This is a genomic window from Rhodoferax sp. GW822-FHT04A08 (genome assembly GCF_058801025.1).
Genome location: NZ_JBXAMW010000005.1, coordinates 192,947 through 219,251 on the forward strand (window position 1 = coordinate 192,947; position 26,305 = coordinate 219,251).

Consider the following 26,305-nt stretch of genomic DNA (forward strand, 5'->3'; position numbering starts at 1 on the left):
CTGTTTACCAAACGGGATTGTCCTTCATGCGCTCTTTCGGCCCTGCTGCCGCCTCAATTCCCCTGCCCACCGCAACGGCAGTGCCGGCCAAGTCCCATTCCGACTGGGACACGCTCAAGCGCCTGTTTCCCTACCTCTGGGCGTACAAGGTGCGTGTCATATTGGCGCTGGCCTTCATGGTCGGGGCCAAGATGGCCAATGTGGGCGTGCCACTGTTGCTCAAGAAGCTGGTGGATGCGATGACGCTCAAGCCCGGAGACCCAACGGCGATGCTGGTGGTTCCGGTCGCCTTGCTGCTGGGTTATGGCGCATTGCGACTGTCCACTTCGTTGTTTACCGAATTGCGTGAGCTGGTTTTCTCCAAGGCAACCGAGGGTGCGGCGCGCAGCCTCTCGTTGCAGGTGTTCCGTCACCTGCATGCCATGAGCCTGCGCTTTCACCTGGAGCGACAGACGGGGGGCATGACGCGCGATATCGAGCGTGGTACACGCGGTGTGCATTCGCTCATCAGCTATTCGCTCTACAGCATCATTCCCACCTTGATCGAAGTCACGCTGGTGCTGAGCCTGCTGGCAGTGAAATTCGACATCTGGTTTGCTTGGATCACCGTCGCGGCGCTGGTGATCTACATCGCCTTCACCATCACGGTGACCGAGTGGAGAACCCAGTTCCGCAAGAAGATGAATGAGCTGGACTCCACCGCCAACAGCCGGGCCATCGATTCCCTGCTGAATTACGAGACCGTCAAGTATTTCAACAACGAAGAGTTCGAGGCCAAGCGCTACGACGAGAACCTGCAGCGTTACCGGCGCGCCGCCATCAAGAGCCAGACCACCCTGAGCATTCTCAACACCGGGCAGCAACTCATCATTGCCATTGCGCTCGTGGCCATGCTCAGCCGCGCCACGCAAGGGGTGGTGGACGGACGCATGACCCTGGGCGACCTGGTGATGGTGAATGCCTTCATGATCCAGCTCTACATCCCATTGAACTTCCTGGGCGTGATCTACCGTGAAATCAAGCAAAGCCTGACCGACCTGGAAAAGATGTTCACCCTGATGGAGCGTGAGCGCGAAATTGCGGACCTACCCGGAGCGCAGCCTCTGCAATTGCCAGCAGGTGAGGCTAGCGTACGCTTTGACCACGTCACGTTTTCTTACGACCCGGCGGGCAGCGCTGGCGCCGCCAAGGACAAGCCCGCACGCACCATTCTGCATGACATCAGCTTTGATATTCCGGCGGGCAAGACGGTCGCGGTGGTAGGGCCTTCGGGCTCCGGCAAGTCCACATTGGCGCGGCTGCTGTACCGCTTCTACGACGTGCAGCAGGGGGCGATTCTGATTGCCGGGCAGAACATCCAGCGCGTCACGCAGGCGTCGGTGCGCCAAGCCATTGGTATCGTGCCGCAGGACACCGTGCTGTTCAATGACACAGTGGAATACAACATTGCCTATGGCCGCCCCGGCTGCAGCCGCGAAGAAGTGGAGGCCGCAGCCAAGGCGGCCCATATCCACACCTTCATCAGCGGCACGCCCAAGGGCTACGACACCATGGTGGGAGAGCGTGGACTCAAGCTCTCGGGCGGTGAGAAGCAGCGCGTGGCCATTGCGCGCACCTTGCTCAAGAACCCGCCCATCCTGATATTTGACGAGGCCACTTCCGCGCTGGACTCAGCCAACGAGCGTGCCATCCAGGCCGAGCTGCAAAGCGTGGCGCAAAACAAGACTACGCTGGTGATTGCGCACCGCCTGTCTACGGTGGTCGATGCCCACGAGATTTTGGTGATGGATGCCGGGCGCATCATCGAGCGCGGAACCCATGCCGCGCTTCTGGCATTGGGTGGTCGTTACGCCCAGATGTGGGCCCTGCAACAAAATGGCGAATCACCGGAGTGAATCAGGTTTGCGGACCCGTTGTATTGGCATTTGACCGGGGCTTCGCCTGGAGGGCGTTCGGTTCATCCGGCAGATTTGGGTAGTCCGCGTTGCGGTTTGATGAGCGGTTGGCGCAATCTTCGGGCCGTCGCGTGGCCGGTCGAAATTTGGCGAAATACGCCTTCCAGAATTCGGTGGTGGCTTGCCTGGAATCGTGGTGCAGGAGTCGGTCCATGTTCTTGCTCTTTTGATTGCATCTCGGTCGATGGGAACGGTGGTGCAACTCTGGCAGTTGGTGCTCCTGGAGTCTTGATGGAAATTTGATCAGCGTCTGCAGGCAAAATCAGGTCCATTCAACGGGCACGAGGATTCACCTATGGCCAGCTCTCAAAACACCATGGACTATCTCTTGGACGTCCTTTCGGACAGCCACCAGGTCAGTTCGCGCCGCATGTTCGGCGAGTTCTGTCTGTATTACGCGGGGCGACCCGTGGGGCTGGTGTGTGACGACCAGCTTTTTCTCAAGCCCACCGAGCCGGGTCAGTTGCTGATGAAGGACCTGGTGTTTGGCGCACCGTTTCCCGGCGCACGCCCGCATCTGCTGATCAGCGCGGACCTGTGGGACGACCGGGTCTGGATGAACCGCATCGTGCGCGCCACCTTTGACAGCTTGCCGCCACCCAAGCCGCCAGCAGCGCCCCGGGCTAAGAAAGTGCTGGCAGGTTCAGCTGGCATCCAGTCGCTGGCCAATCTGGGACCCAAGTCGCGCGAGATGCTGGAGGCCGCAGGCATTCGGACGGTGGCCCAGCTGCGCAAGCTCGGAGCGGTGGCAGCATATGCCAAGGTAAAGCAGCGGGATGGCCGCGCCAGCCTGAATCTGTTGTGGGCGCTGGAAGGTGCGTTGACCGATCTGCCATGGCAAACTGTGGCGCATGAGCACCGCACCAGCTTGCTGCTGGCACTGGAGCAATACCAGTCTGAAGTGAAACGCACGGCCCCCAACAAACCCAAGAAGAAGTAGAACCATGGAAACCAAATGGCTTGAAGATTTTGTCAGCCTGGCTGAGACCCGCAGCTTCAGCCGCTCGGCGCAATTGCGTCACGTGACACAACCGGCTTTCTCGCGGCGCATCCAGTCGCTGGAGGCCTGGGCGGGCACGGATCTGGTGGACCGCAGTTCCTACCCCACGCGCCTCACCCCGGCGGGCGAGACTTTGTATGACCAGTCGCTGGAAATGCTGCAGTCGCTGCAAAGTACGCGTGCCATGCTGCGCGGCCATTCTTCCGCCGGGCAGGACTTCATCGAGTTTGCCGTGCCGCATACCCTGGCCTTTACTTTCTTCCCGGCCTGGGTGAGCAGCCTGCGGGAAAGCTTTGGCAGCATCAAGAGCCGTCTGATTGCGCTCAACGTGCACGACGCTGTGATGCGCCTGGTCGAGGGCAGCTGCGACCTGTTGATTGCCTACCATCACCAGTCGCAGCCATTCCAGTTCGACAGCGAACGCTACGAGATGGTGAGCCTGGGCGAGGAAATCGTCGCGCCCTATTCGCGCGCCGACGCCAACGGCCAGCCGCAGTTCCAGTTGCCCGGCAGGCGTGAGGCACCGCTGCCGTATCTGGGCTACGCGCCCGGTGCCTACCTGGGCCTGATGGTGGACATGATGCTCAAGGACGCGGGGGATGCGATGCATCTGGACCGTGTTTATGAGACCGACATGGCCGAAGGCCTCAAGGCCATGGCGCTGGAAGGACATGGCATCGCCTTCCTGCCGCAAAGCGCCATCCGCAAGGAGCTGCGGGCCAAGAAGCTGGTGAGTGCGGCGTCGCCCCATCTGCCGCCCCTGCAGGTCAAGCTGGAGATTCGCGCCTACCGTGAACGCTCCAGCGGCAAGGAGGGCTTGCGCAACGGTGGCAAACCGCACAAGAGCGCGGCCCAGGCCCTGTGGGAGCATCTGGCCAGCGGCAAAAGTGCGGGGACAATACCCACATGACCAACGCCTTGAACACCCTCACGATCACCCGCCCCGACGACTGGCATCTGCATGTGCGCGATGGCGCCGCCCTGGATACCGTGGTGCCGCACACCGCCGCCCAGTTCGGCCGCGCCATCATCATGCCCAATCTCAAACCGCCGGTGACCACTGCGGCGCAGGCCGTAGCCTACCGCGACCGCATCCGGGCGGCGGTGCCCGCCGGTCTGCAGTTCGAGCCGCTGATGACGCTGTACCTCACCGACAACCTGCCAGCCGATGAAATCGCGCGGTCCAAGGATGCCGGCGTGGTAGCCGCCAAGCTCTACCCCGCAGGCGCCACCACCAACAGCGACGCGGGCGTGACCGACCTGCGCAAGACCTACAAGACGCTGGAAGCTATGCAACGGTCCGGCATGCTGCTGCTGGTGCATGGCGAAGTCACCTCCAGCGACATCGATCTGTTTGATCGCGAGGCAGTGTTCATCGACACCCAGCTCATTCCCCTGCGCCGCGATTTTCCTGAGCTCAAGATCGTCTTTGAACACATCACCACGCTGGAAGCCGCCCAGTACGTGCAGGAAGCCGGGCCCTACACCGCTGCCACGCTGACCGCGCACCACCTGCTCTACAACCGCAATGCCATCTTCACCGGTGGCATACGCCCGCACTACTACTGCCTGCCTGTGCTCAAACGCGAAACGCATCGCCAGGCCCTGGTCAAGGCAGCCACCAGTGGCAGCAACAAATTCTTCCTGGGTACCGACAGTGCGCCGCATCCGGCCCACCTGAAAGAGCACGCAACGGGTTGTGCGGGCTGCTACACCGCCCATGCCGCCATGGAGCTGTATGCCCAGGCCTTTGATGCCGCCGGAGCCCTGGACAAACTGGAAGGCTTTGCCAGTTTCCACGGTGCCGACTTCTATGGCCTGCCGCGCAACACGGGCAGCATCACGCTGCAGCGCGAAAGCTGGACGCCGCCCGAGAGTTTTGCCTTTGGTGAAGCCCAGCTCAAACCCCTGGCTGCGGGTGAGCCCCTGGCGTGGCGCATGGTCTAGAAGCGATTGACTGGGAAGCGCCCTGGCTGCGTCCATGGCGCGTTCCCGGTCAGGCGATTGCCCAGCAGGTGGCTGCCGGCCTGTCGGTCGCACAGGCCCTGAATGCGGTGCAGAGCGCACCCAAACGCTTTGTGCCGCAGGCGGATCTTCCTGCGGGCGTGGCCTACGAGCAGCACATCTTTGACACCGGCTGTGTTCCTACACGGGACGGCCTGCATGACTTCTTCAATGGCCTGGTGTGGATGCGCTTTCCTAAAACCAAGCTGCGTTTGAATGCGTTGCAGGCCGAGCAGATCGCGCGCCTGGGCATTCAGCCCGTGCGTGGCCCGGCCCGTGACGCATTGACGCTGTTCGATGAAAACGTGGCCTTGCTGCAGGCCCCCGACGCACTGTGGGAGGCGCTGGCGGTCAAGGACTGGCAGACGCTGTTTTTCACCGGTCGGGGGCTGTGGTCGCAGGCGCAACTGATCCTGTTTGGCCATGCCCTGATCGAAAAACTGGTGGCTCCGCGCAAATCCATCACCGCCCATGTGTTCCGGGTGCAAACCCCGCAGCCGGAGATTGCGGCGATTGACGAATGGCTGGCGCATGTTTTGAATGCCGAGCTGTTGGCTACCAAACCGTTTGCCCATCTTCCAGTTTTGGGTGTGCCAGGCTGGTGGCCTGACAATGAAGACAGTACCTTCTATGCAGACCCCAGCGTGTTCCGCGCCCACCGCCCGGACGCCAAGGTTTCAGAGGAGTGATACCGCAAAGCCCGTACATTCGCTATGCACTTGAGTGCGCTTTTTTGGGAATTCTGCGGCCTTGGCCCTAACATCACGTACCACGCGCTCAGAGCGCACTGTCTTTCGAGGAAACCATGAAACGCATTCTTCTCTTTGTCCTGACCAATGTTCTGGTGGTCGCCGTGCTTGGCATCGTGGCCAGCCTGCTGGGCGTCAACCGCTATCTCACTGCCAACGGCCTGAACCTGGGTGCCTTGCTGGGCTTTGCTTTGGTGATGGGTTTCGGTGGCGCCATCATCTCGCTGCTGATCAGCAAGCCCATGGCCAAGTGGTCGTCGGGTGTGCAGGTGATCGACCAGCCACGCAATGCCGATGAAGCCTGGATCGTGGAGACCGTGCGCAAGCTGGCTGACAAGGCCGGCATCGGCATGCCGGAAGTGGGCATTTTTGAAGGCGAACCCAACGCCTTTGCCACCGGCGCTTTCAAGAACTCGGCGCTGGTAGCCGTTTCCACCGGTCTGCTGCAAGGCATGACGCGCGAGGAAATCGAGGCCGTCATCGGCCACGAGATCGCCCACGTGGCCAATGGCGACATGGTCACCATGACGCTGATCCAGGGCGTGATGAACACCTTTGTGGTGTTCCTCAGCCGAGTCATCGGTTATGCAGTGGACAGCTTCCTGCGCAAGGGTGACGACCGCGACAGCGGCCCCGGCATCGGCTACATGATCACCACCATCGTGCTGGACATTGTGCTGGGCTTTGCCGCTGCCATCGTGGTGGCGTGGTTCTCGCGTCAACGTGAGTTCCGCGCCGACGCCGGCTCTGCCCAGTTGCTGGGCCGCAAGCAGCCCATGGTCAACGCGCTGGCACGCCTGGGCGGCATGACGCCCGGTGAGCTGCCCAAGAGCGTGGCTGCCATGGGCATCACTGGCGGCATTGGCCAGCTTTTCAGCACCCACCCGCCCATCGAGGAGCGCATTGCCGCGTTGCAGAACGCCGCTATTTGATTCGGGTCAAGGCTTGTCGGGTGCGGAGCGCAGCACCCGCAGTCCGTTGAACACCACCAGCAGGCTGGCGCCCATGTCGGCAAACACCGCCATCCACATGGTTGCGCCATTGAACAGCGCCAGCACCAGGAACACCGCCTTGATGCCCAGCGCCAGGCTGATGTTCTGCCACAGGATGGACTGAACCCGGCGTGATAAATGGATGGCCTGCGGGATGCGGCGCAGGTCGTCATTCATGATGACCACGTCGGCCGCTTCCATGGCCGTATCGGTGCCCGCACCGCCCATGGCAAACCCGATGTCGGAGCGCGCCAGTGCGGGCGCATCGTTGATGCCGTCGCCGGTCATGGCCACAAAGCCGTATTGCGCTTGCAGCTGTTCAATGGCGGCCAGCTTGTCTTCGGGCAACAGGTTGCCGCGTGCATCGTCTATGCCCGCCAGTTTGGCAATGGTGCGGGCGGTGGCCAGGTTGTCACCGGTGAGCATTACCGACGTTACGCCCAGCGCATGTAGCTGCGCCAGCGCTTCGCGCGAGCTTTCCTTGATGGTGTCGGCAACCGCAAAGATGGCCAGAACCTGGGTTTGCGTGGCAAGCAGGGTGACGGTTCGGCCCAGCGCCTCATGGACGGCCAGACGGGCCTCGATTTCCGGACTGCAGATGCCGCAGTCTTCTATCAACCGGTGGTTGCCCAGCAGAATGGCGAGCCCATTCTTGGTGGCCTGAACGCCTCGCCCGGGCAGGGCTGTGAACGCCTGCAACGCGCCGTCCACGGGCAGATCCAGGCCGCTGGCAATGGCCAGAGACACCGGATGGTCCGAGTGCCCGGACAAGTCGGCTGCCCATTGGCGCACCTGGGCCTCGCTGTATTCGGTAGCGAGGATTTCGGTGGCAACCAGACGTGGCTTTCCCTGGGTGATGGTGCCGGTCTTGTCCAGCGCAATGGCTTTGATCTTGCGCGCGTTTTCCAGGTGCACGCCGCCTTTGATGAGAATCCCGCGCCGGGCAGCCGCCGCCAGTCCGCTCACCACCGTGACCGGGGTCGAAATGACCAATGCGCAGGGGCAGGCGATCACCAGCAACACCAGGGCCTTGTAGAGGGCCTGCATCCAGGTCCAGTGCAGCAGCCACGGTGACAGCAGGCAGACGGCCAGCGCCAGTGCAAAAACGGCCGGGGTGTAGAGCGCAGCGAAACGGTCCACAAACTGCTGGGTTGGCGCACGCGCGCCTTGCGCCTGCTCCACTGCGTGAATGATGCGCGACAACAGCGTGGCATTGGCGGCCGACGTGACCAGCATCTCGAAGCCGCCCGTGGTATTGATGGTTCCGGCAAACACCGGGTCGCCCGCAACCTTGTCCACCGGAATGCTCTCGCCCGTGACAGGTGACTGGTCTATGGCGGTAGTGCCCGACAGAATGGTGCCGTCCAGCGGAACCCGGGCGCCGGGTTTTACGCGGATGACCGTGCCGATGGCAAGGGTCTTCACCAGGCTTTGCTGCCAACTGCCATCTGCCTGACGCACCTCGGCCATTTCGGGCGTCATGTCCAGCAGCCCCTTGATGGCATTGCGCGCACGGTCCACCGAGCGGGCCTCTATCAGTTCGGCAATGGCGTAGAGCGCCATCACCATGGCTGCCTCGGGCCACTGCCCGATCAGAAAGGCGCCCGTTACCGCCACCGTCATCAGTGCGTTGATGTTGAGACGCAGGTTGCGCAGCGCCGCCAACCCTTTGACGTAGGTGGAAAAACCCGCCAGTGCGATGGCCAGCGCGGCCAGGACCATGCCAAGGGCGCTCCATGGCAGACCGGCAGGGGCCAGGTACGCAACCGCTTCCGCACCAAAGGCCAGCGCCAGGGCCAGGCCATAACGCGGCAGGCCCTCTGGCAGGGCAAAGCCTGCGTGCGCGTGGTGGTGATCATGTCCATGGCTGTGGTCGTGGCCTTCATGACCATGGCCATCGTGATCCGTGGCTTCGGCAATCGGCAGCACCTTGAAGCCCGCCTTGCGTATTGCCTCCAGCGCGGCAGGAATTGACTCGGCGGGCGCATCGATGGCCAGTGTGCGTGCGCCGAGCTGAAAGTTCAGGCTGCGCAGGCCAGGTATGTTGGTCAGCGCATGGCGGATCTCGCCTTCCTCGGCCGCGCAATCCATGCTCGGGATACGGAAAACGGGTGTGTTGGCGGGTTCTGCTGCAGCTGTTGTGTTGGGGCTCATGGGGTGTCCTCGCCATTCGCAATGGCTTTGTTGCCTGTATTAAAAACCCTGTAGCTGCTACAGAGTCAAGTTTGTGCCAGAGTACCCCTCAAGCACCCCAACAGGACACACCCATGAAAATCGGAGAACTGGCCCAACGCACCAACACCCCGGTAGAAACCATCCGCTATTACGAGCGCGAGGGGCTGCTGGCCGAACCCGGTCGCAGCGAGGGCAACTACCGCGTTTACGAAGATGCGCATGCGCATGCGCAGCGTCTGTCCTTCATCCGCCATTGCCGCGGGTTGGACATGACGCTGGAAGAAATCCGCGTGCTGCTCCGTTTCAAGGATGCGCCCACGGAAAACTGCCGCGAAGTCAATGATTTGCTGGACGAACACATAGGCCATGTGGCCCAACGCATCCGTGAATTGCGCTCGCTGGAAAAGCAGCTCAAGGCCTTGCGCGAAACCTGCATGGTCTCGCAGGACGCAGAGCATTGCGGCATCCTCAACGAACTCACCGAGATTGCGCGAAAGCCGGTTGCGTCAGCAGGGCGTGAAGGCCATGTGCACGGTGCGCATAGCGGCAGTGGTCAGCGCAAGGCTGCCCACAGGCATTAGGTGCCGGATCAAGTCGACACAAGTTCCCGTCCCACAGCCTCCGCAACACGTATCCCATCCACTCCCGCCGACATGATGCCGCCGGCATAGCTGGCACCTTCACCCGCAGGGTAGAGGCCGCGCACATTGCTGCTTTGCAGGTCTTCGCCGCGCGGCATCTTCAGGGGTGAAGATGTGCGTGTCTCCACACCGGTGAGCACCGCATCGGCCATGTCAAAGCCACGTATTTTCTTGCCAAACACAGGCAGTGCTTCGCGCAGTGCCTCGATGGCGTAGGCGGGCAGGCTGGGAGCCAGGTCGCCGAGCTTGACGCCGGGTTTGTAGGAAGGCAGGACGCTGCCGAACTGGGTTGAGGCGCGCGCCGCCAGAAAGTCGCCCACCAGCTGTCCGGGTGCTTCGTAGCTGCTGCCACCCAGTGCATAGGCGCCGGCTTCAAGCTGGCGCTGGAAGGCAATGCCCGACAGCGGGTGCGCGGCCTTGGGGTTCTGGGCGCGAAGTGCCGCGGCTTCCCTGGCGTAGCGCGTCCCCTTGTCTGCGCCAAAGGCCTGCACAAACGTGGCTTCGTCCTGCGGGTAGTCGGCAGGGTCTATGCCGACCACCATGCCGGCATTGGCGTTGCGTTCGTTACGTGAGTACTGGCTCATGCCATTGGTGACCACCCGGCCGGGTTCGCTGGTGGCGGCTACCACGGTGCCGCCAGGGCACATGCAAAAGCTATAGACCGCGCGCCCATTGGCGGCGTGGTGGACCAGTTTGTAATCGGCCGCACCCAGCATGGGGTGTCCAGCGTGACGGCCCCAACGCGCCTTGTCGATCACGCCCTGCGGGTGCTCGATGCGAAAGCCTACCGAGAACGGTTTGGCCTGCATGGCCACGCCGCGCTCGTAGAGCATGGCGAATGTGTCGCGCGCACTGTGGCCCAGGGCCATGACCACGTGCCTGGCTGGCAAGGTGTAGGTGGTGTTGCTGGGCACGTCCAGCACCTGCAGTCCGGTGAGTTGGTGCACGTCGCCATGGCTGTCCAGCAACACATCCACCACACGCTGTTCAAAGCGCACCTCACCACCCAGTGCCACGATTTGCGCACGCAGGTTTTCCACCACCTTCACCAGTTTGAAGGTGCCGATATGGGGGTGTGCTTCGTACAGGATTTCGGGCGGCGCGCCGGCCTTCACAAATTCGTCCATCACCTTGCGGCCCAGAAAGCGTGGGTCCTTGATCTGGCTCCAGAGCTTGCCGTCGGAAAACGTGCCAGCGCCGCCTTCTCCAAACTGCACATTGCTTTCCGGGTTGAGATTGCGTTTGCGCCACAGGCCCCAGGTGTCCTTGGTGCGTTCACGCACCGTCTTGCCGCGCTCCAGCACCAGCGGCTTGAACCCCATTTGGGCCAATACCAGCGCTGCAAACATGCCGCAGGGGCCAAAGCCCACCACCACGGGGCGCTCGGACAGGTCTGCGGGGGCATGTACTGCCAGGCGGTATTGCATGTCCGGCGTGGCGCCTATGTGGGCGTGACCGGCAAACTGGGTCAGCAGCTTCTCTTCCAGCGGCGCAGACACGGTGATGTCCACGATGTACACCACCACCAGATCCGCCTTGCGGGCATCGAAGCTGCGCTTGAATACATTCAGGTGCTCGATGTCTTCGGGTTGGATGTTCAGTGCCTGGGCGGCAAGCCGCTTGAGCGCCTCGATGGGGTGGGCAACCGGGGCACGATCGGCCTCGGTTTCAGCGGGTGCATCGGCAGCGCGGCGTACCTCCACCGGAATGGCGGAAAGCGGGAGTTTGAGTTCTGTGAGTCGAATCATGGCGGGCTCGTGGTGATCAAGCAGGGTGCCAATGATACGGGCAGCGCTGCGGGCTGGACAGCGGGCCCGGGCGGACCTATATTGCCGCAACAATCAACCTCGGGGAGGCCCCTTCAACCGCATGACAACAGGAGAACTCCATGCGCAACCCTATCGGATGGTTTGAAATTTACGTGGACGACATGGCGCGAGCGCGCAAGTTCTACGAGTCGGTGTTTCAGATAGCCCTGCAGCCGCTGGAAGGTGGCGGGCCCAGCATGCTGGCATTTCCTTCGTCCATGGAAGACTATGGGGCCGGAGGCACACTGGTACATATGCCCGGCTTTCCCGCGGGCGGCAACAGCACCTTGGTGTATTTCTCCTGCGATGACTGTGCGGTGGAGGAATCTCGGGTGGTTGCTGCGGGCGGCAAGATCCAGAAGCCCAAGATGTCCATCGGACAGTACGGCTTCATTTCGCTGGTGGTGGATACCGAGGGCAATATGCTGGGGCTGCACTCCATGTCCTGAACGCAAAAGGGGGCCTGAGCCCCCTTTTTTGGCTTCAAGAAAGTCTTCCTCAAGCCGGCAGGAAGCCCTCAACCGAGAGGTAGCGTTCCCCCGTGTCGTAGTTGAAGCCCAGCACAGTGGCACCTGCCGGAATCTCCGGCAGCTTTTGTGCAATCGCAGCCAGTGTGGCGCCACTGGAAATACCCACCAGCAAACCTTCTTCACGGGCACTGCGGCGCGCATATTCGCGGGCCGGCTCGGCATCGACCTGGATCACGCCGTCCAGCAGCTCGGTCTTGAGGTTCTTAGGGATGAAGCCTGCACCAATGCCCTGGATCGGGTGGGGCGAAGGCGTTCCGCCAGAGATCACGGGAGAGGCTGTTGGCTCCACTGCAAACACCTTGAGCTTGGGCCACTTGGCCTTGAGCACCTGTGCCACGCCGCTAAGGTGTCCGCCGGTGCCAACGCCGGTGATGATGTAGTCCACGCCATTGGGGAAGTCGTTGAGGATTTCCTGCGCCGTGGTGCGCACATGCACGTCGATGTTGGCGGGGTTCTCGAACTGCTGCGGAATCCAGGCGCCGGGCGTTTGTGCGGCCAGTTCCTGCGCGCGGGCGATGGCACCCTTCATGCCTTTTTCGCGCGGCGTGAGATCAAAGCTGGCGCCGTAGGCCAGCATCAGGCGGCGACGTTCGATGGACATGCTGTCGGGCATCACCAGTATCAATTTGTAACCCTTGACCGCAGCCACCAGCGCCAGACCCACGCCGGTATTGCCTGAGGTGGGCTCGATGATGGTGGCGCCGGGCTTGAGTTCGCCACTCTTTTCGGCCGCTTCGACCATGGATAAGGCAATACGGTCCTTGATGGAGCCCCCGGGATTGCTTCGCTCGGATTTCACAAACACGTTGTGCGTGGTCCCGAAAAGACGGTTGATGCGGATATGGGGTGTGTTGCCAATGGTTTGCAGTACGTTGTCAAAGCTCATGGGGCCTCCAAAAGGTGGGATTAGGTTGCGACATTGTGGGCTAGTTTTTCAACAGATTTCTGTATATGCATATGCAACCCCTGCGCAAGCCTGATAATCGGGGAGTGAAGCCCACCAGACCACCGCTGGTGCAATTCTGGAAACAGAGCACTGGAGGAACGTCCGGACTGCATAGGGCAGCGTAGCAGCTAACGGCTGTCCACCGACAAGTCGTAAGACCCTAAGGTGAGGATCAGAGCAACAGAGACGAGTTTTGGACTCGGACGCAACGCAAGTTGCGGCACGAGCCCAAAGGTGAAACGGGCAATCTCTACGCGCAGCAATACCAAGTAGGCACACGTTGACGGGGCCCCCGGAGTGTGCGGGTAGGTAGCATTGAGCCGCTCGGGTGACCGACGGCCCAGAGTAATGGTGGTCACGTGAGGGGAAACCCTCACGCACAGAATCCGGCTTACCGGTGGGCTTCACACTTTTGCCCCCATTTTTGCGGTATGGTTACTTATCGCTCACCATTCATCGGAGGCACTATGCGACCAGTACGCGAGTTGTTGAAGAATCAAGATGCACCCTGGAGCCTCAAGCCGCAAGACAGCGTGTTTGACGCCCTGAAAATCCTGGCCGATCACGATGTAGGTGCACTGATGGTGATGGACCAGGGCAAGCTGGTGGGAATCCTTTCCGAGCGCGATTACACCCGCAAGATCGCGCTGGCAGGTAAGGCGTCCAAGGACACGTTGGTAAAGGACATCATGACGTCCAAGGTGCTCACGGTGGATGCCAGCGCTCGTACCGAGGACTGCATGAGCCTGATGAGCCAGAAGAAGATCCGCCACTTGCCGGTGGTGGATGGCGACAAGGTGCTGGGCCTGATCTCCATCCGCGACTTGCTGGATGAAATCATCAAGGACCAGGAGTCCACCATCAACCAGCTACAGACCTACATCGCCAGCTAGAACTTCTCGTGCGCCGCCAGGTAGCGCCATTGGCCTACCGGCAGGTCACTCACCGTGACGCGGCCCAGGCGGATGCGGCGCATGGCGGTGATTTCCAAGCCCGCCTTCTCGCAAAGGTAGGCCACAAGCCCCGGGTGTGCGCCCTTGATAGCAAAGCGCAGTTTGCTGGACTGCGGTGTGGAGCTGTTGATACTGAACTTGGTATGCGGCAACGGGTTGCGTTCATCGTTGAGTGCACGGTTCATTTTCTGCAGATGCTCCGGCTGCACTTCGCCCCGGACGTCGACGATGAGTTCGTGCTCCATCGCACCCAAGTCCTCACTGAGCTTGCGCGTGACGCGCCAGTCCTGGGTGAATACCACCAGCCCGCTGGCGCCCGTCTCCAGCGGGACTTCGGCTTCCAGATGCAACAAATGGCGTTTGAGCTGGCGAATGCCGGACGGATCGTCGGCGTAGTGGTTTTGCGCGGTAAGCAGTGTGCGGGCATTCTTGACCGGCGGCTTGCCGCCCCGACTCTTGGCGGGAGCCGCGCGGGGCACATCGTCCTCATCGTCGTCTTCCGTGTCCACTCCGTCCAGCCAGCCGGGAGGCTTGTTCAGGATCAAAGTCACATCACCCAGGTTGAGCAAAGTGGCGTCGGGTGAGAGGGTCACGGTCTGCTGCTGCACGCGAAACGGCGGATCTTCCACCACCACGCCATTGACCATGACCCATCCGCCCTCTATGTAGCGCTCGGCTTCGCTGCGGGAACAGCCCTTGAGTTGCATGACCTTCTTGGAAAGCCGTTCGCCCTCATCCACCACTGGCTTGGTCCGGTCCACCGTGCGTGGGCGGTTTCTGGGTTTGGGGCCACCGGTTCGCGGCACTGCGGGCTGTGCTGCTGTTTGCCCTTGCGGAGGTGCGGCTCTGCGAAACGTACTCATAGCCCACCCCGATCGTCGGGGGGCATCTGTTGCAGCTGCTGGATGTGCTCCACATGCGCTAGCAAGGAGCGTCTGGCTACCGGCCAGATGCGCGGGTCCACATCGTCATAGGCCAATGGCAGCCACTGGTCCAGATTGCCCTGCGGGTTGGACTGCATCACCGTGGCAATCTTGGCTTCGCGCTGCAGGCGATGCGCCTTGAGGTGGGCAATCGCCGTCAGAGCATGGGTAATGACGTGGCCATGGGACGGCAGAATGAACTCCACCTGCATCTGGCTGCATTGGGCATGCAACACATCCAGCGAGTGCAGGTAGTGGCCCATGTGGCCGTCCGGTGGATCGATTACCGTGGTGCTGCCGTTGAGGATGTGGTCGCCGGAGAACAGCAAACCATCCTCTTCGAGCAGCAGGCACACGTGGTTGGCAGCATGGCCAGGGGTATGGATGACGCGCAGACTGTGGGTGGCCACCTGGGCATCGTCGCCTTGGCCCGTCACGGTCAGGCGCAAGACCTCGCCGTCCTCCAGCGCCCTGTCCGGCGTGAATGCACTGGCCGCGCGTGCCGTGGGTGCAGAGGGCAGGCCAAGAATGGGCGCAATGACGCCGTTGGCGGCGCACAGTGCCTGCAACGGTTTGGCGCCAGGGGAGTGGTCAGGGTGCGAATGGGTACACACAATCATGCGGATATTGCCGCCAAGGCCATCCGCATGGGGTGCTGCTTGCCACAGGCGTTGGACATGGTCCGCATCGGCAGGGCCCGGATCTATGACCAGAAATCCCGCATGCGCATCTCCTACCAGGTAGCTGTTGGTGCCGGGGCCGGTCATGACACCCGGATTTGGGGCTGTCAGCCGCCACACGTTTTTCAGAATGGCAACGGGCTTGTCGGACTGCCAGTCAGTGGGGGCCGGAATGGCGCCGGTTGCGGGGTGAAGGATTTGCGATGGTCTTGGCATGCGGGCCATTTTGCAGCAAGCGCGGATAATTGCACCCATGCGAATTCCGTTTACCAAAATGCAGGGTGCTGGCAACGACTTTGTCGTGCTCGACGAAACCCGCGGTCAGCTGGGCCTGAGCCCAGCCCAATACCGCTTTCTGGGTGACCGCCACTTCGGCGTGGGCGCCGACCAGATCCTGACCGTGCGGCCCTCTCCCGCAGCTGGCATTGACTTTGAATACATCATCCACAACGCCGATGGCAACGAGGTGGAGCAATGCGGCAACGGCGCGCGCTGCTTCGCCCGCTTCGTGCATGACAGCGGTCTGACCGACAAGGACACCATCCGGGTGAAAACCATGAAAGGTGTGATCGCGCCGCAGCTCACACCCGATGGCCGCATCACGGTGGACATGGGTGCGCCGCGCTTTGATCCGCAGGACATTCCTTTCGATGCAGACGGTTTGACACTCAAACACCAGGGCGACTGGGGCAACTGGCCGGTGGTGCCCGCAGGCAGCACCGCTGAGGTGTTGCTGGCCACTGTTTCCATGGGCAACCCGCATGCGGTCATCCAGGTTGCCGACGTGGACACAGCGCCGGTGGCGGTGCTGGGCCCGCAGGTGCAGCAGAACCACCGCTTCACCCAGGGCGTGAACGTGGGCTTCATGCAGGTGCAAAGTCGCAGCAGCATTCGCTTGCGCGTGTATGAGCGCGGTGTGGGCGAAACTCTGGCCTGTGGCACCGGGGCCTGCGCCGCGGTGGTGGCCGGTATCCGCCTGGGGCTGTTGGGCGAGCGCGTGGATGTGCACACCCGTGGCGGAGTACTGACCATTGCGTGGGCTGGCGGCGATGCACCCGTGATGATGACCGGGCCGGCGACCACGGTATTTCGTGGCGAGATTGACGTGCCGGACGATTTGCCTGCCTGATGCCAGATACTTGAGCCAATAAGCCGAACTTTTTACCTACACTGAGCCTCCATGAGCAACCCATTGAACCAAGCGCTGGCCAACCCGATCACCGAAGACGACATTGCCAATTACCTGGCCAATACGCCGGACTTCTTCCTGCGCCACGCTGAGCTGCTGGCGACGGTGCAACTGACCAGCCCGCACGGCAACCGTGCCGTGAGCCTGCAGGAGCGCCAGGCCGAGATGCTGCGCGAAAAGATCAAGCTGCTGGAGCAGCGCATCATGGAAATGTTGCGCAACGGCAATGACAACGTCATCCTCTCCAACAAAATCCTGCGCTGGGCCGCCAGCCTGCTGCAAGGTGGAGACCCGCGTCAATTCCCGCTGCAGATCGCAGCGGGAATTGAACTGCAGTTTGCCGTGCCCCAAGTGGGGTTGCGTTTGTGGGATGTGGCCGCCGACTATGCCATCGAGCCCTACGCCGAAGGTGTGAGCGAGGACGTCAAGCTGTTCGCGTCCTCGCTGACAGAACCCTTCTGTGGCCTGAACACCGGATTTGAGTCGGTGAGCTGGTTGAGTGCACCCTCCGGCATCGCTTCGCTGGCGCTCATCCCCTTGCGTGAAGGGCCCAGTGGCTCCACTACCCCAGCCTTCGGCCTGCTCGTGCTGGCGTCCGGCGATGCACAGCGCTTCACCAGCGGCATGGGCACCGACTTCCTCGCCCGTATTGGCGAGCTCGCCAGCGCCGCTCTCTCACAATTGCGTTAACGCTTATGGCCGACGCGGCTGCTCTGGTCGACAAATACCTGGAGTACGTTCGCGTCGAAAAGCGTCTTGCCGCACGCACGGTAGAGCTGTACGCGCTGGACTTGCAGAAGCTGCGGGGCTTTGCCACGCAGGCGCAAGTGGAGCTGCTGGCGGTGCGCAATCCGCATGTGCGGCGCTGGGTGGCGCAAATGCACAGCGGCGGACGCAGCGGCCGTGGCATTGCGCTCATCCTCTCGGGTTGGCGCGGCTTTTACACATGGCTGGGGCGTCAGGGTCTGGTTGCCAGCAACCCGGTGCAGGATGTGCGTTCGCCCAAAGCCCCGAAACCCTTGCCCAAGGCGCTCGGGGTCGACGATGCGGTGCAGTTTGCCGATTTTCAGAGTGACGACGACCCGTGGTTGGAAGCGCGTGATGCGGCCATGGTGGAGTTGCTCTATGGCAGTGGCTTGCGTGTGAGTGAGCTCACGGGCCTGGATGTGGAAGCCAGCGGCACGGCGCGTGGTTGGGTCGACATGCAGGCCGCAGAAGCCCATGTGCTGGGCAAAGGTTCCAAGCGTCGCAGCGTGCCGGTGGGCAAGACGGCCATGCAAGCGCTGGAGCGGTGGCTGGCATTGCGCGGACCTATGGGAACGGCGGCGGGCGGGCCGGTGCACGCGACCCAGGAAAACGCGGCGCGGGCGCTGTTCACTGGACGCAACGGCACACGGCTCACGGCGCAATCGGTCTGGCAGCGTCTGAAGCGGCGCAGTTTGCAGTCGGGCATCAGCACACCGGTGCATCCGCACATGCTGCGGCATTCGTTTGCCAGTCATGTGTTGCAAAGCAGTGGGGATTTGCGGGCGGTGCAGGAGTTGCTGGGGCATGCCAACATCACGACGACGCAGGTCTACACGCGGCTGGACTTCCAGCATTTGGCCAAGGCGTATGACTTGGCGCATCCGCGGGCTCGGGTCAAGGGCTCTTCTTCTAAGTCCTGAGTTTCCCATTTGCCGACTTTGTTGGCGGGCTGCGTTTGGGGTATGGGCCCCGGCCGCCTACTGCGGGTACGCACAAGTTGGCCGGGGCCCATACCCCAAACTCAGCGGAGGCGTTCGTGCGTTCTAGCGGTCAAATACCGGCTGTATGGGCACACCAGCGACAATACCCCCATGAAATCGATTCGCCTGCGCGCCGGCAAAGAGCGCTCCCTGTTACGTCACCACCCCTGGATTTTTGAATCGGCCATCGCCAAAGGCGGCGGCGACTCCGGGGAGACCGTGCGGGTGGACTCGGCGGAGGGGCAGTTTCTGGGGTGGGCCGCTTTCAGTCCGCAATCGAAGATCCGGGCACGTATGTGGAGCTTTGACGAGAAGCAGCGCATTGACGAAGGGTTCTTTCGCTCCACCATTGCACACGCCATCCAGGCACGCAGTCGCTTCGATATCCGCAGCGACGGTGTGCGCCTGATCCATGGCGAGTCGGACGGTTTGCCCGGGCTGATCGTGGACCGGTATGGCGACACGCTGGTGGCGCAATTCACTTCCGCAGGTGTGGAGCGCTGGCGCGATGTGATTGCCGATGCGCTGTTGCAGGCAACCGGGTTGTCCCGGCTGTACGAGCGTTCCGACGCCAGCAGCCGCACCCTGGAGGGATTGACGGAGCGCACCGGCTGGCTGCGTGGTGAGGGGCCTACCGACTTGGTTCTGCAGGAGCACGACTGGAAACTGCACCTGAGCATCGCCAACGGCCACAAGACGGGCTTTTACCTGGACCAGCGCGACAGCCGACACAAATTTGCGTCCTATACACGCCGCCTGCAGTTCCAGCGCGTCCTCAACTGCTTTTGCTACACCGGGGGCTTCAGCGTGGCAGCGCTCAGCGGCGGGGCGGGTCACGTGACGTCCATCGATTCCAGCGGTCCGGCGCTGGAAGTGGCTGCGGCCAATGTGGCGCTCAATGGGTTTGATGCCGGCCGCGCCACCTGGATGGACGCGGATGTGAATGCGTCGCTGCGCCAGTTCGCACAGGAAGGCCGCACCTTTGACGCCATCATCCTGGACCCGCCCAAGTTTGCGCCCACCGTGGCCCATGCGGAGCGGGCCGCGCGTGCCTACAAAGACATCAACCGTCTGGCCTTCAAGCTGCTGGAGCCGGGTGGCGTGTTATTTACCTATTCCTGCTCCGGCGGCATCAGTGCCGACCTGTTCCACAAGATTGTGGCGGGTGCCGGGTCGGATGCGGGGGTGGACGGCTTCATCAGCGAGCGCATGGGTGGCGCACCGGATCACCCCATGACCATAGCCTTTCCGGAAGGCGAATACCTCAAGGGGCTGGTGGTCATGCGGCGTTAGGACGGTGTAAGCGAGGCACTTGAATTGATCGATACACTCCCCATCTGCTGATTTTGGGCTCCAATATGTCACTTATCCCCGCCACCATCCTGACCGGTTTCCTGGGTTCCGGCAAAACCACCCTGCTCAAGCGCGTACTGGCCGAGGCCCATGGACAAAAGATTGCTGTCATTGAGAATGAATTCGGCGAGGAAAACATCGATAGCGACATCTTGGTGAGCGACACCAACGAGCAGATCATCCAGATGAGCAACGGCTGCATCTGCTGCACCATCCGCGAAGACCTGCGCGCCACGCTGCGCGATCTGGCCGAAAAGAAGCGCAAGGGCGAGCTGGATTTCGAGCGTGTGGTGATAGAGACCACCGGCGTGGCCGATCCGGGCCCGGTGGCACAGACCTTTTTCATGGATGATGAAGTGGCCGAGTCCTATTTGCTGGACTCCATCTTGACCCTGGTGGATGCCAAGCATGCCGAGCAGCAGCTCAATGATCGCCAGGAGGCGCGCCGCCAGGTGGGGTTTGCCGACCAGATATTCATCAGCAAGTCCGATCTGGTGTCCAAGGACGAACTGGATGCGCTGATGCACCGCCTCAAACATATGAATCCACGCGCGCCGCAGCGTGCGGTGCATTTTGGCGATGTGGCACTGAGTGAGGTATTCGACCTGCGCGGCTTCAATCTGAATGCCAAACTGGACATCGATCCGGACTTCCTGAATGCGGAAGAACATGACCACGATCATGATCACCATGACCATGCGCACCACGACCATGAACATGGCGAGCATTGCGATCACCCGTCCCATCATGGGGAGCATGGTCACCACCATCACCATGATGATGTAAAGAGCTTTGTCTTCAAGTCAGAGCGGGCCTTTGATCCTGCCAAGCTGGAAGACTTCCTGGGCGCGGTCGTCAATGTCTACGGCCCCAAGATGCTGCGCTACAAAGGCGTGCTGTTCATGAAGGGTACGGACCGCAAAGTGATTTTCCAGGGTGTGCACCAGCTCATGGGCAGCGATCTGGGACCGGCCTGGACAGATCAGGAGGTGCGTTGCAGCAAAATGGTCTTCATCGGCATCGATCTGCCCAAGGACATTTTGTTGCAGGGACTGGAGCAATCCCTGGTCTAGACGGTGTTTAATGGCACTGCAATGTGCCGTCTAGCGGATGCGCCTGGTTTTGAAAGAGTTTGAACGATGGCTGGGAGTGGAATGATTGTCTCGATTTTGCAACTTATGGGTTTTCCGATGGCGAAGCCTGTACACTCGCGCGCCGGAGAAACACCGCCAGACCAACCCACCAAGACTTCCAATACCACCCACGGCGCGATAGAACACAAGCAGGCGAGTCCCGCCAGGAGAGACAAAGTGAATGCGAAATCCGGGAAAGATAGCAAATCCAAAGCCGTGACAGCAAAGCCGAAGTCGGTTGCCAAGCCTGCCGCCAAACCTGTCAAAGCGGCAACCAAAACAGTGGCCAAGCCGACCGCCAAGGCCGTTGCACCTGCCAAAGTGGTAGCCAAGCCGGCGAAGGCGCCGGTCAAGGCGGTTGAAAAAGTTGCCCCCAAACCCGTGACCAAAGTTCCTGCAAAGGCCGCCAAGGCGGCTGCTCCGGCGCCCGTCAAAACAGTTAAATCCGCTGCCAAACCGGCGGCTCCCAAAAAGGTATCTCCCCCTGTGAAGCCTGTTGTATCCCAGCCCGTGCAAGCACCTGCGCCTGCCGCTCCTGCTGTCGTGGCTCAAAAGGCGGGTCGACCCTCGTCCCGTCTTGCCCAGTTGACTGTTCCTTCCATGGCGCAATCCGTTGCGTCCACGGCCGCCAAAGCCAGCTATAGCCAATCCATTCCCTCACCTGTCATCGTGCCCGTTTTGCCTTCTTCGATCAAAAAAGACCCCAAACTCGCCAACAACTGGAAAACCAAGCCAGTTGCTGAACTGACTGACGCCGATCTGATGGCCATGCCCGATTCGGAGTACATGAATGAAGTCCAGTTGGCCGCATTTCGCCTGAAGCTCGCCACACTCAAGCGCGACATTCTCAACAGCGCCGGTGAAACCACTGAGCATTTGCGTGAGGACACCTCGGTCGTTCCCGATCCGGCAGACCGCGCCACCATCGAGGAAGAACATGCGCTGGAATTGCGCACGCGTGACCGTGAGCGCAAACTGCTCAAGAAGATCGAGCAGTCCATTGCCCGTATCGATGCTGGTGACTACGGTTACTGCGACGAAACCGGTGAACCCATCGGTGTGGGCCGCTTGTTGGCCCGGCCTACGGCGACCCTGTCGCTTGAAGCCCAACAACGACGTGAACTCAAGCAAAAGATGTTCGGTGATTGATAGCCGGATGTTTTCTTGCCGATCTCTCTGATTCGTTCATTCAGCAGCCATGGCAACCAAAGACGAGAAACCTGGTCTGCTGTCCAAGGTAGCCATGTTTGTCCGCAATCCGACCAGAGACTGGTCGGAGCTGGACCAGCCCGCGGATAACGAAGCCACCGCCTACGACAAGCAGGCGCTCAAGGCGATGATAGAGCGCAAGCGGCAAAACGACTTTGTCCGCAAGCGCGAGTTCGACCAGCTGCGCAAACTGCGCAACCGGGACCCGGCAACCCTGGCCAGCATGGCACGCCCCTCGTTTTTTCAGTCCAGCGTGTCTACCGACATTGACGGACGGGCCGTGACGCTCAAGAAGATTGACGAAATCGAGGCGCAGATGTCGCGCCAGTGGTGGAAGGCACGTGCCCAGGACAGCCAGTCGCCACCAGCGGCAGCTCCTGTTTCCGCGAGGGACTCGGCGACAGACGACTCAAGGAACGATCCAAAGCCCTCTTTGGCACCCTCCGACATGTCGGTCGCGTTTGCCAGCACCGAGGTTATGCCTGTGCCGGAAGGCGAGGAAGAGGACAACGAATTTGCGCCCACACGGATGACCACGGATGAAGCGTCCCTGTCATACGCAAGCCAGAACTCGGGACGCGAAGGCAAGTCAGACAGCGGTACCGGCTTTTCACCCTCCACGCTTTTCGATGCCAACGAAATGGCGACCGACCCCGAGCTGGAAGAGGCGGCCATCCGTTTTGCCAACGGGGATATTGTGGGGGCGGAAAACGGATTGTTGTCCGCCCTGAGGGGCAATGACCTAGAGCCCGATGCTGCGCAGTCATGGACTGCGGCTTTGCTTGACCTCTATCGGGCCACAGGAAACCGCGAGTCCTTTGAGAATGCCGCCAACGAGTTCGCACTGCAACTGGATGGCGTGTGGCCGGTCTGGAAAGCGTCGACTGATGGGGACACGCAGAGTCTCAGGGATGGCGAGGCGCAAGCGGTGCAATCCACGCCGATCTGGGAGTGTCCAGCCGTGCTGACCGGCGCCGGCATGGAGAGCCTGCGCGCGGCCCTGGTGGGAAGCCCTATGCCCTGGCACCTCAACTGGAACCATTTGCAAACCATTGAGCCGGATGCCATGCCGCTGCTGGGGGCCCTGTTCGAGAGTCTGTGCACAGAAGCTGTGTCACTGCGGTTGGACGGTCAGGATCAATTGGTGCGCACCTTGCGTGCACTGACGCCCTCGGGAGAAGGCAAGGTCGATCCCGCCTGGTGGCAAGTTCGGCTCAATGCCTTGCGTGCACTGGGCTTGCAAGACGACTTCGAATTGGCAGCATTGGACTACTGCATCACTTTTGAGGCCGCTCCCCCGGAGTGGAATGAGGCTGAGTGCAGGGTGCTCACGGCTGCCGAGGCCTCATCCCTGGCGGCAGCCGCCGGCCCCACCCGGAAGGTATTGGAGACCGCGGAAGTCGCGGCAAGCGCATCCCTGGAACTTTCGGGTGAAATCCTGGGTGACGCAACGCAGGCACTGGCGACTCTGGATTCCGCTCCCGCCAGTACCAAGCACATTGCGATTGATTGTGGTCCACTGGTTCGGGTGGACTTTGCTGCTGCGGGCAGCATTCTCAACTGGGTGACCGCGCGTCAGGCCGAAGGCAAGCAGATTCAATTCCTGAACGTGCACCGGCTCGTCGCGGCATTCTTCAACGTCATCGGCATCAACGAATACGCCAAGGTCATCCCGCGCGCACTTTGAAAGCGGTGCGGGCAACCGACCACCATTGCCGCCTTGCAAATCGTTGATCCGGACCAACCTACGCATCCACATGGAACAATTTCACGGAACCACCATCATCAGCGTGCGGCGCAAGACGCCAAGCGGTTACCAAGTTGCCATCGGTGGTGACGGACAGGTCACCCTGGGCAACATCGTGGTCAAAGGCACGGCACGCAAGGTGCGCAAGCTCTACCACGGCAAAGTGCTAGCAGGTTTTGCCGGTGCTACTGCAGACGCATTCACCCTGTTCGAGCGCTTTGAAGCCAAGCTGGAAAAGCACCAGGGCCATCTGGTGCGTGCCGCCATCGAATTGACCAAGGACTGGCGCACCGACCGCGTGCTGCGCAGGCTCGAAGCCATGCTGGCCGTGGCAGACAAGGACGCCTCCCTCATCATCACTGGCAATGGCGACGTACTGGAGCCGGAAAACGGCATCGTCACCATCGGCTCCGGCGGAGCCTATGCGCAGGCGGCCGCGGTGGCCCTGTTGAACAACACCGAGCTGGACGCGGCGACCATCGTCAAGCGCTCCCTCGAAATCGCCGGCGAGCTCTGCATCTACACCAACATGCAGCACACCATCGAAACACTGGACTGAAGGCCCCGGGGCCTCCAAAGCACATATGACTCCTCAGGAAATCGTTGCCGAACTCGACAAACACATCGTAGGGCAGGGCAAGGCCAAGCGTGCCGTTGCCATTGCCTTGCGCAACCGGTGGCGCCGCCAGCAGGTGGAAGCCAAGCTGCGTGCCGAAATCACCCCCAAGAACATCCTGATGATTGGCCCGACTGGCGTGGGCAAGACTGAGATTGCGCGGCGCCTGGCACGTCTGGCCGATGCGCCCTTCATCAAGGTGGAAGCCACCAAGTTCACCGAGGTCGGTTACGTCGGCAAGGATGTGGACTCCATCATCCGTGACCTGGCGGAAATCGCGGTCAAGCAGACCCGTGAGGCCGAGAAGATCAAAGTGCGTGCCCGTGCAGAAGATGCGGCCGAAGAGCGCATCCTGGACATCCTGATTCCCATGCCGCGCAACGAGTTCGGCTTTGCGTCCGGCGAACCCACCCCCGAAAGCACCGCACGCCAGACCTTTCGCAAGAAGCTGCGTGAAGGCCAACTGGCGGACCGTGAAATTGAAATCGATCTGCCGGTGGCCTCCCCCCAGTTGGAGGTGATGGGGCCACCCGGCATGGAAGAGGTGACCGAGCAGTTGCGTGGCATGTTCGGCCAGATGGGCCAGACCAAGCGCCAGACGCGCAAGCTCAAGATTGCCGAGGCGCAGAAGCTGCTGGTGGACGAAGAGGCCGCCAAGCTGGTCAATGAAGACGACATCAAGAGCCAAGCCATCCACATGATGGAGCAGAACGGCATCGTCTTCATCGACGAAATCGACAAGGTCACCTCCCGCAGCGAAGGCAGTGGTGCAGAAGTCTCCCGCCAGGGCGTTCAGCGTGATCTGCTGCCGCTGGTGGAGGGCACCAGCGTGACCACCAAGTACGGTGTGGTCAAGACTGATCACATCCTGTTCGTGGCATCGGGTGCTTTCCACCTGAGCAAACCCAGCGACCTGATTCCGGAGCTGCAGGGGCGCTTCCCCATCCGCGTGGAATTGCAGTCGCTCTCGGTGGAAGACTTTGAAGCCATCCTCACCCAGACCCATGCCTCGCTCACGCGCCAATACCAAGCCTTGCTGGCCACTGAGGATGTGAAGCTCGATTTCACGCCCGAAGGGATCACGCGGCTGGCCAAGATTGCCTTCGAGGTCAATGAGCGTACCGAGAACATTGGCGCACGTCGGCTGTCCACGGTGATGGAGCGGCTGCTGGATGACGTCAGCTTTGACGCGGCCTCCATGGCGGGCCAAACCGTGACCATCGATGCTGCCTATGTGGATGCCCGTTTGGCCGAGCTGAGCCAGAACGAAGACCTGTCGCGCTATATTTTGTAAATTACAAATAGGTAGTCGGCTTCAAGCTTCACTTTCAGTACCTCTGCTAAGTGCTTCATTTAGAACGGATTTTTGCTTGCATCAGCCTGCAAAACCGGCGCTAAGTCCTTGATTTCATTGGAAATTTTTCGCAATCGCCAGGTTGCAAGATGGCTGTTTGCTGGTACAGTGCAAAAAAGTGGAATTAAGTGGTAATAAATGCCCTTAAACAGCCACTTCCCCGCAGGTTTTCAAAAAAGGGTGTGCTGTCGTGTTTCAAGGGGCTTCGTCTCTCAGTCTGGATGCAAAAGGTAGGCTCTCCGTGCCGACCCGGCATCGTGACGTTCTGAGTGCGACCGCCAACGGCCAGCTGACCATTACCAAGCACCCGCACGGGTGTCTCATGGTGTTCCCCCGCCCGGAGTGGGAGAAATTCCGTGAGCGCATCGCCGCACTGCCCATGTCTGCACAATGGTGGAAACGCATCTTTCTGGGTAACGCGATGGATGTGGAGATGGACGGCACCGGTCGGGTGCTGGTGTCGCCCGAACTGCGCGAAGCGGCCGGCATCACCCGCGACACCATGCTGCTGGGTATGGGCAACCACTTCGAGCTGTGGGACAAGGCCCTGTACGACGCCGAGGAAGCCAAGGCCATGCAGGGCGATATGCCCGATGTCTTCAAGGACTTTTCGTTTTAAGG

General features: G+C 61.3%; 24 protein-coding genes, 1 other RNA gene and 1 pseudogene. 20 read left to right on the top strand and 6 right to left on the bottom strand.

The window, feature by feature from the left end; translation table 11 throughout:
* Positions 1–26: 26 nt before the first annotated feature.
* A complete protein-coding gene (locus AC1RMF_RS12510; RefSeq protein WP_493141798.1) occupies positions 27–1,895 on the top strand; it encodes an ABCB family ABC transporter ATP-binding protein/permease in 1,869 nt (622 codons plus the stop codon).
* 1 nt (position 1,896) lies between these two features.
* Here AC1RMF_RS12510 and AC1RMF_RS12515 read toward each other — a convergent pair whose 3' ends face one another.
* Positions 1,897–2,109, bottom strand: coding sequence for a hypothetical protein (locus tag AC1RMF_RS12515; RefSeq protein WP_493141800.1), 213 nt, complete (start codon positions 2,107–2,109; stop codon positions 1,897–1,899).
* A 141-nt stretch (positions 2,110–2,250) separates the two neighbouring features.
* Here AC1RMF_RS12515 and AC1RMF_RS12520 point away from each other — a divergent pair, with 141 nt between their 5' ends.
* The 5 genes from AC1RMF_RS12520 (at position 2,251) to htpX (ending at position 6,640) form a co-directional block, all read left to right on the top strand.
* Entirely contained in the window at positions 2,251–2,895 is a 645-nt protein-coding gene (locus AC1RMF_RS12520; RefSeq protein WP_493141801.1) for a TfoX/Sxy family DNA transformation protein, read from the top strand.
* Between the two features lie 4 nt (positions 2,896–2,899).
* Complete coding sequence (locus AC1RMF_RS12525; RefSeq protein WP_493141803.1) at positions 2,900–3,865, top strand: LysR substrate-binding domain-containing protein; 966 nt, start codon at positions 2,900–2,902, stop codon at positions 3,863–3,865.
* A complete protein-coding gene (pyrC, locus tag AC1RMF_RS12530; protein ID WP_493141804.1) occupies positions 3,862–4,902 on the top strand; it encodes a dihydroorotase in 1,041 nt (346 codons plus the stop codon). The genes AC1RMF_RS12525 and pyrC overlap by 4 nt, the downstream gene beginning before the upstream one ends.
* Positions 4,887–5,648, top strand: coding sequence for a DUF3025 domain-containing protein (locus AC1RMF_RS12535; protein ID WP_493141806.1), 762 nt, complete (start codon positions 4,887–4,889; stop codon positions 5,646–5,648). Before pyrC ends, AC1RMF_RS12535 begins: the two co-directional genes overlap by 16 nt.
* A 116-nt stretch (positions 5,649–5,764) precedes the next feature.
* Positions 5,765–6,640, top strand: a complete 876-nt coding sequence (gene htpX, locus AC1RMF_RS12540) for a protease HtpX (RefSeq protein WP_493141808.1) — start codon at positions 5,765–5,767, stop codon at positions 6,638–6,640.
* 6 nt (positions 6,641–6,646) lie between these two features.
* On the opposite strand, the gene AC1RMF_RS12545 is transcribed toward htpX, so the two are convergent.
* Entirely contained in the window at positions 6,647–8,854 is a 2,208-nt protein-coding gene (locus AC1RMF_RS12545) for a heavy metal translocating P-type ATPase (RefSeq protein ID WP_493141810.1), read from the bottom strand.
* A 113-nt stretch (positions 8,855–8,967) separates the two neighbouring features.
* On the opposite strand from AC1RMF_RS12545, the gene cadR reads away from it, so the two are divergent.
* On the top strand, positions 8,968–9,456 hold the full coding sequence (gene cadR / locus AC1RMF_RS12550; RefSeq protein WP_493141812.1) for a Cd(II)/Pb(II)-responsive transcriptional regulator: 489 nt from the start codon (positions 8,968–8,970) through the stop codon (positions 9,454–9,456).
* An 8-nt stretch (positions 9,457–9,464) separates the two neighbouring features.
* Here the strand turns inward: cadR and AC1RMF_RS12555 are convergent, their stop codons facing one another.
* Positions 9,465–11,264: an NAD(P)/FAD-dependent oxidoreductase gene (locus tag AC1RMF_RS12555; protein WP_493141813.1), complete on the bottom strand. Its 1,800-nt coding sequence runs from the start codon at positions 11,262–11,264 to the stop codon at positions 9,465–9,467.
* A 140-nt stretch (positions 11,265–11,404) separates the two neighbouring features.
* Here AC1RMF_RS12555 and AC1RMF_RS12560 point away from each other — a divergent pair, with 140 nt between their 5' ends.
* The gene (locus AC1RMF_RS12560; RefSeq protein ID WP_342620671.1) at positions 11,405–11,773 is read left to right on the top strand and encodes a VOC family protein; all 369 of its coding nucleotides are present in this window, start codon (positions 11,405–11,407) and stop codon (positions 11,771–11,773) included.
* A gap of 49 nt (positions 11,774–11,822) precedes the next feature.
* On the opposite strand, the gene cysK is transcribed toward AC1RMF_RS12560, so the two are convergent.
* A complete protein-coding gene (gene cysK, locus AC1RMF_RS12565) occupies positions 11,823–12,740 on the bottom strand; it encodes a cysteine synthase A (protein WP_493141815.1) in 918 nt (305 codons plus the stop codon).
* A gap of 106 nt (positions 12,741–12,846) precedes the next feature.
* On the opposite strand from cysK, the gene rnpB reads away from it, so the two are divergent.
* Positions 12,847–13,210, top strand: an RNA gene (gene rnpB / locus AC1RMF_RS12570) — RNase P RNA component class A.
* A 57-nt stretch (positions 13,211–13,267) separates the two neighbouring features.
* On the top strand, positions 13,268–13,693 hold the full coding sequence (locus tag AC1RMF_RS12575; RefSeq protein ID WP_342620673.1) for a CBS domain-containing protein: 426 nt from the start codon (positions 13,268–13,270) through the stop codon (positions 13,691–13,693).
* On the opposite strand, the gene AC1RMF_RS12580 is transcribed toward AC1RMF_RS12575, so the two are convergent.
* Both AC1RMF_RS12580 and AC1RMF_RS12585 read right to left on the bottom strand, forming a co-directional pair.
* Entirely contained in the window at positions 13,690–14,616 is a 927-nt protein-coding gene (locus AC1RMF_RS12580; RefSeq protein ID WP_493141817.1) for an RNA pseudouridine synthase, read from the bottom strand. The genes AC1RMF_RS12575 and AC1RMF_RS12580 overlap by 4 nt on opposite strands.
* Positions 14,613–15,536 (bottom strand): annotated as a pseudogene (locus tag AC1RMF_RS12585) (MBL fold metallo-hydrolase); the annotation flags it as partial. The pseudogene AC1RMF_RS12585 and the gene AC1RMF_RS12580, both read right to left, overlap by 4 nt.
* Positions 15,537–15,609: 73 nt before the next feature.
* Between AC1RMF_RS12585 and dapF the strand changes: the two are divergent.
* The 10 genes from dapF (at position 15,610) to mraZ (ending at position 26,303) form a co-directional block, all read left to right on the top strand.
* The gene (gene dapF / locus AC1RMF_RS12590; protein WP_493141819.1) at positions 15,610–16,485 is read left to right on the top strand and encodes a diaminopimelate epimerase; all 876 of its coding nucleotides are present in this window, start codon (positions 15,610–15,612) and stop codon (positions 16,483–16,485) included.
* A gap of 51 nt (positions 16,486–16,536) precedes the next feature.
* Positions 16,537–17,235, top strand: coding sequence for a DUF484 family protein (locus tag AC1RMF_RS12595; RefSeq protein ID WP_493141821.1), 699 nt, complete (start codon positions 16,537–16,539; stop codon positions 17,233–17,235).
* 5 nt (positions 17,236–17,240) lie between these two features.
* Complete coding sequence (locus AC1RMF_RS12600; RefSeq protein WP_493141823.1) at positions 17,241–18,212, top strand: tyrosine recombinase XerC; 972 nt, start codon at positions 17,241–17,243, stop codon at positions 18,210–18,212.
* A gap of 171 nt (positions 18,213–18,383) precedes the next feature.
* On the top strand, positions 18,384–19,565 hold the full coding sequence (locus tag AC1RMF_RS12605; protein WP_493141825.1) for a class I SAM-dependent rRNA methyltransferase: 1,182 nt from the start codon (positions 18,384–18,386) through the stop codon (positions 19,563–19,565).
* Positions 19,566–19,630: 65 nt separating this feature from the next.
* A complete protein-coding gene (locus tag AC1RMF_RS12610) occupies positions 19,631–20,698 on the top strand; it encodes a CobW family GTP-binding protein (RefSeq protein WP_493141827.1) in 1,068 nt (355 codons plus the stop codon).
* A gap of 441 nt (positions 20,699–21,139) precedes the next feature.
* Positions 21,140–21,907, top strand: coding sequence for an RNA polymerase-binding protein DksA (gene dksA, locus AC1RMF_RS12615; RefSeq protein WP_446738037.1), 768 nt, complete (start codon positions 21,140–21,142; stop codon positions 21,905–21,907).
* A 49-nt stretch (positions 21,908–21,956) separates the two neighbouring features.
* A complete protein-coding gene (locus AC1RMF_RS12620; protein WP_493141829.1) occupies positions 21,957–23,654 on the top strand; it encodes an STAS domain-containing protein in 1,698 nt (565 codons plus the stop codon).
* Between the two features lie 70 nt (positions 23,655–23,724).
* The gene (hslV, locus tag AC1RMF_RS12625; RefSeq protein WP_493141831.1) at positions 23,725–24,273 is read left to right on the top strand and encodes an ATP-dependent protease subunit HslV; all 549 of its coding nucleotides are present in this window, start codon (positions 23,725–23,727) and stop codon (positions 24,271–24,273) included.
* A gap of 25 nt (positions 24,274–24,298) precedes the next feature.
* Positions 24,299–25,624, top strand: coding sequence for an ATP-dependent protease ATPase subunit HslU (gene hslU / locus AC1RMF_RS12630; protein ID WP_493141833.1), 1,326 nt, complete (start codon positions 24,299–24,301; stop codon positions 25,622–25,624).
* Between the two features lie 250 nt (positions 25,625–25,874).
* Complete coding sequence (gene mraZ / locus AC1RMF_RS12635) at positions 25,875–26,303, top strand: division/cell wall cluster transcriptional repressor MraZ (protein ID WP_342620684.1); 429 nt, start codon at positions 25,875–25,877, stop codon at positions 26,301–26,303.
* Positions 26,304–26,305: the final 2 nt, after the last annotated feature.

Coding starts and splice junctions, on each gene's coding strand:
- AC1RMF_RS12525 (WP_493141803.1), top strand. CDS start 2,900: ATGGAAACCAAATGGCTTGAAGATTTTGTCAGCCTGGCTGAGACCCGC.
- AC1RMF_RS12600 (WP_493141823.1), top strand. CDS start 17,241: ATGGCCGACGCGGCTGCTCTGGTCGACAAATACCTGGAGTACGTTCGC.
- pyrC (WP_493141804.1), top strand. CDS start 3,862: ATGACCAACGCCTTGAACACCCTCACGATCACCCGCCCCGACGACTGG.
- htpX (WP_493141808.1), top strand. CDS start 5,765: ATGAAACGCATTCTTCTCTTTGTCCTGACCAATGTTCTGGTGGTCGCC.
- AC1RMF_RS12620 (WP_493141829.1), top strand. CDS start 21,957: ATGGCAACCAAAGACGAGAAACCTGGTCTGCTGTCCAAGGTAGCCATG.
- cysK (WP_493141815.1), bottom strand. CDS start 12,740: ATGAGCTTTGACAACGTACTGCAAACCATTGGCAACACACCCCATATC.
- AC1RMF_RS12595 (WP_493141821.1), top strand. CDS start 16,537: ATGAGCAACCCATTGAACCAAGCGCTGGCCAACCCGATCACCGAAGAC.
- hslU (WP_493141833.1), top strand. CDS start 24,299: ATGACTCCTCAGGAAATCGTTGCCGAACTCGACAAACACATCGTAGGG.
- AC1RMF_RS12510 (WP_493141798.1), top strand. CDS start 27: ATGCGCTCTTTCGGCCCTGCTGCCGCCTCAATTCCCCTGCCCACCGCA.
- hslV (WP_493141831.1), top strand. CDS start 23,725: ATGGAACAATTTCACGGAACCACCATCATCAGCGTGCGGCGCAAGACG.
- dapF (WP_493141819.1), top strand. CDS start 15,610: ATGCGAATTCCGTTTACCAAAATGCAGGGTGCTGGCAACGACTTTGTC.
- AC1RMF_RS12580 (WP_493141817.1), bottom strand. CDS start 14,616: ATGAGTACGTTTCGCAGAGCCGCACCTCCGCAAGGGCAAACAGCAGCA.
- AC1RMF_RS12605 (WP_493141825.1), top strand. CDS start 18,384: ATGAAATCGATTCGCCTGCGCGCCGGCAAAGAGCGCTCCCTGTTACGT.
- AC1RMF_RS12515 (WP_493141800.1), bottom strand. CDS start 2,109: ATGGACCGACTCCTGCACCACGATTCCAGGCAAGCCACCACCGAATTC.
- AC1RMF_RS12560 (WP_342620671.1), top strand. CDS start 11,405: ATGCGCAACCCTATCGGATGGTTTGAAATTTACGTGGACGACATGGCG.
- AC1RMF_RS12545 (WP_493141810.1), bottom strand. CDS start 8,854: ATGAGCCCCAACACAACAGCTGCAGCAGAACCCGCCAACACACCCGTT.
- AC1RMF_RS12575 (WP_342620673.1), top strand. CDS start 13,268: ATGCGACCAGTACGCGAGTTGTTGAAGAATCAAGATGCACCCTGGAGC.
- AC1RMF_RS12520 (WP_493141801.1), top strand. CDS start 2,251: ATGGCCAGCTCTCAAAACACCATGGACTATCTCTTGGACGTCCTTTCG.
- cadR (WP_493141812.1), top strand. CDS start 8,968: ATGAAAATCGGAGAACTGGCCCAACGCACCAACACCCCGGTAGAAACC.
- AC1RMF_RS12555 (WP_493141813.1), bottom strand. CDS start 11,264: ATGATTCGACTCACAGAACTCAAACTCCCGCTTTCCGCCATTCCGGTG.
- AC1RMF_RS12610 (WP_493141827.1), top strand. CDS start 19,631: ATGTCACTTATCCCCGCCACCATCCTGACCGGTTTCCTGGGTTCCGGC.